4 protein-coding genes are annotated in these 3750 nt (G+C 71.5%); 1 reads left to right on the top strand and 3 read right to left on the bottom strand.

The annotated features are described in order from the left end of the window. The 3 genes from SSOG_RS02145 to SSOG_RS02140 form a co-directional block, all read right to left on the bottom strand. A partial coding sequence (locus tag SSOG_RS02145) for a glycosyl hydrolase family 95 catalytic domain-containing protein (protein WP_342634260.1) occupies window positions 1-1582 on the bottom strand: 1582 nt, incomplete at its 3' end. Further along, window positions 1537-2235 (bottom strand): hypothetical protein, encoded by a 699-nt coding sequence (locus tag SSOG_RS57810; protein WP_342634259.1) that lies wholly within the window; start codon window positions 2233-2235, stop codon window positions 1537-1539. The genes SSOG_RS57810 and SSOG_RS02145, both read right to left, overlap by 46 nt. Before the next feature lie 180 nt (window positions 2236-2415). Beyond that, the gene (locus tag SSOG_RS02140; protein ID WP_039936354.1) at window positions 2416-3021 is read right to left on the bottom strand and encodes a TetR/AcrR family transcriptional regulator C-terminal domain-containing protein; all 606 of its coding nucleotides are present in this window, start codon (window positions 3019-3021) and stop codon (window positions 2416-2418) included. 96 nt (window positions 3022-3117) lie between these two features. Here SSOG_RS02140 and SSOG_RS02135 point away from each other — a divergent pair. Beyond that, window positions 3118-3750 (top strand): FAD-dependent monooxygenase (locus SSOG_RS02135; RefSeq protein WP_039936352.1); only part of this gene is annotated, 633 nt, incomplete at its 3' end.

The following is a 3750-nucleotide window of genomic DNA, read 5'->3' as shown; positions in this document are numbered from 1 at the left end:
CCTCGTGCCGCTTGCCCAGCGCGATGCGGATCGTCCCGGCGCCGACGTGCTCGTACGGCAGCCGCCGCCCGCGCTCGTCGTGCACCTCGATGCTGCCGGGCAGGGAGTGCCGTACGACGCAGGGTGCGCCCGCCTCGCTGCGCAGCCGCACCCAGCGGGTCACCCCGCCCTCGCGCGCCGCGCTCAGCAGGAAAGCGCCCTGGGTGCGGAAGTCGTGCACCATGAGATCGCGCCAGGCGGCGGGCAGCGCGGGGAAGATCCGGATCACCCCGCCCCAGCTCTGGCACACCATGTCGTGCAGCGACTGCGCGGCCGACAGGGGTGTCTCGATGACCGGGCCCGACTCCTTGTACATCGTGTTCGGCTGGATGAAGCGGGTCATCAGCTCGCCCAGGTACTTCAGCGCGTCCTCGCCGCGCCCCATCTGCGCGGACATCGAGGCGGCGCCGGTGAAGGTGTAGCCCTGGAGCGCGCCCTCGAAGCCGACCCAGTGGTTCAGGGACGTCTCGATCAGCTCGCGCCGGGCCGGGTCCTCCCAGGTCACCTCGTACAGGGGATAGACGGCGAGCATATGGGAGTAGTGGCGGTGCGACTTGGCGAACGGAACGCCCGCGCCGATCATGAAGCCGTTCTCGTCCACCGGATACGGGGTGAGCTTCGTGAGCACCTCCCGCCAGCGCGGCGCCGACGGGTCGTCCACGCCGAGGGTCTTCGCCGAGTCGAGGAGCGTGGCACAGCCCCAGCGCAGCAGCATCAGATCGTAGTTGCAGTCCGGGGCGTTCACCCCGTACTCGGGCGAGAAGGTGGCGGGCAGGTGCAGCTTGCCGTCGCTGCCGGGGGTGAGGAAGTGGAGGTAGTACGCGACGGCCTTGCGCAGCAGGGGGAAGACCACGTCCCGCAGGATCGCGGTGTCCATGGTGTGGCGGTAGCTGAGCCACACGTTGTGCAGCGCCCAGGTGAGGTTGCCGACCTCGGGGGTGGGCGGATCCTGGCCGGGTATGCCGACGGCGAAGCCGCCGTTCGTCACCGAGGCGCCGTTGACCAGCTGCATGTCGGTGGTGCGCGGGATGCCCGCCGAGTCCTTGCGGTACGGGGTGTGGAGCTGGTTGGACAGGTTGTCCCGGAACTCGCCGAGGGCGCGGGTCACCGCGTCCAGCTCCAGGTGGTTGGAGCCGTGGATCAGCCAGTACTCCAGCTGCACATTGAGGTTCCACCAGGTGGCGGGCCACGGCGTGGGCTCCAGCCAGGGCCCGCAGGTGGCCATCACGGGCGCGTCGGCGCGGGCCGCCGAGGCCACCTTGTAGAGCTGGATCCAGTAGAAGCGCTGGAGGCGGGCGTCGGGGAGGGAGAGGAAGCTCTTGCGGTAGTACGCGTGCCACCAGGTGCGGTGGGTGGCCGCCAGCGCGTCGTACGGCAGCGCCGACGCGGCCCCGACCGCCTTCAGCGCGCGGTCGCGGGCGGTGGTGCGGGGGTGGGATTGGGCGACGGTGACATAGAGGGTGCGGCGACGGGATCGGGTGCGCTCGCGCCAGGCCGTCACATGCTGCCCGCCCGCGAGCAGCGGCTGTACGGCGGCCCGCATGCCGTGGTGGTCCTCGACGGTGGCCGGGGGATTGCCGAAAAAAGAAAGTCGGGGACGGGCTTGAACGCGACCCGGGGGCTGATGGCCTCGGCCGGGTGGAACACCCACCGGAACCCCGTCTCACCGCGGGTGGGGGTGACCTCGACGGCCATCACCGAGCGGGAGTTGTGGACCAGCGCGCGCAGGGTCAGCGTGCCCCGGTCGGTGGTGATCGTGCCGGTCAGCTCGGCGTCGCGCAGCCGCAGCCGCCAGTCGACGGCCTTGATCGTGCCGACCGGCTCCAGGGTGAAGTGGCCGATCGGAAGCCGGGCGAGCCCGAAGAGGGAGCCGAACTCGGGGCGGTGGTCCTGCACCTCGGTGTGCTGGATGTTGAAGCGGACGGCCCCGGCGGTGTCCGGGTCGGCGTAGATGCCGGAGCCGAGGCGGGCGTTGCCGAGGTACGGACCGTCGTACCAGGTCGTGGGCATCTTCTGCCAGACCATGTCGGCGTCGTCGAGGACGGTCGTCCAGGGGTCGGCGCCGGATGACGTCTGCCGGGCGGTGTCCGGGGCCGCGCCGGAGGCCGCGTGCGCGACCGTGGCCGGCGCGGTGAGCCCGATGGTTCCGGCGGCCATGGCGCCACCGACGACGGATCTTCTGGTGGGTGCGGTCACGTACGTGCCTCCAGTTCCTCGGGCTGAACCACTGGGCATGATGCAGCCCTTCCGGAGGAACCGGAAGCCCTCGCGCACGATAAACATCGGATGGGCAGCCCCGGATCGGTCCGCAGAATTGGCACGGCGGCCCTGTCAGGGCGGGAATACCTCGGATCTCCTGCCCCTCGGTCGGTGCGGCTATCCCTCGGCCCCTTCGGTCCCGCGTCCGCTGACGATGAGGCCGATGCCATGGCGGAAGCGGTCGTCGAAGTCGCCGAAGTGTCCGACGGTCTCGGCCAGCGCGGGATAGCGGTCGGCGGTGACCGCACGCAGCAGCCGGTCCATGCCGCCGGGCAGCCCGGCGGCCTGTTCCTCCTGGGTGAGGCCGAGGGTGAAGTACACCAGCGACCAGGTCCGCCAGCCCGCCTCGGCGGGGGTGTGGCCGCCGTCGAGGAACGCGCCGATCAGGCTGTCCGCGAAGCGCAGCGTGTGTTCCTCGGCGACATGCGTCCCGGCCATGACCCGGGCGCCGTCGCGCCGGGAGAGCAGCGCCGAGCGATAGCGGTGGGCCAGGGTGCGCGCCCGCTCGTCCCAGGGCTCGGGGAGCGGGACGTCTCCGCAGCCGGCGAGCATCGCCTCGGCCATCAGCTCCAGCAGCCGGGGCTTGCAGGAGGCGTGCCAGTACACGGTGTTGAGCTGGACGCCCAGCCGCTCGGCCACCTTGCGCATCGTGAGCTTGTCGAGCCCCGCCTCGTCGAGCAGTTCCAGCGCCGCCGTCACCACGGCCGTGCGGTCCAGGGCCATGCCCGCCGTCTCCCTCCGCTTGCCTCTTGATCCTGGATCAAGTCTACTGGGCGCACTGCGTTGATCCAGGATCAAGGGAATCGTGGAGGGGACACTGTGTCGAACGATGTCGTCGTGGTGGGGGCCGGACCCGTCGGGCTGCTGCTCGCCGCCGAACTGCGGCTGGCGGGCGTGCCCGTCACCGTCATCGAGCGCGCCGCCGAGCGCAGCCCGCACTCCAAGGCGCTGACGCTCCATCCGCGCACCCTGGAGGTGCTGGCGATGCGCGGCATCGACGGGCGCTTCGTCCGGGAGGGCACCCCGCTGCCCACCGGGCACTACGCCGGGCTGCCGTCGCGGCTGGACTTCTCCGTGCTGGACACCCGCTTCCCCTACACGCTGGTGCTGCCCCAACTCCGTACCGAACAGCTGCTGGAGGAGCGGCTGCGCGCCCTGGGCGGGGAGATCCGCCGACGCCACCGGGCGCTGGCGGTACGGCAGGACGCGACCGGCGCCGAGGTGGAGGTGGACGGTCCGGACGGCCGCCACACCCTGCGCGCGGCATGGGTGGTGGGCTGCGACGGGGCCGGGAGCACCGTACGGACCTCGGGCGGCATCGACTTCCCCGGCACCCCGACCACCACGACCGGCTTCCTCGGCGATGTGCTGCTGGACGAGCCGCCCTCGGTCCCGTCGGTGGCCAACGAGCACGGGGGCGTCCTGATCGTCCCGCTGGGGGAGGGCTACTAC

This window comes from Streptomyces himastatinicus ATCC 53653 (assembly GCF_000158915.1).
Classification (GTDB): domain Bacteria; phylum Actinomycetota; class Actinomycetes; order Streptomycetales; family Streptomycetaceae; genus Streptomyces; species Streptomyces himastatinicus.
Note: the sequence above shows the minus strand (reverse complement) of the source record. Positions and strands in the feature narration are given on the sequence as shown.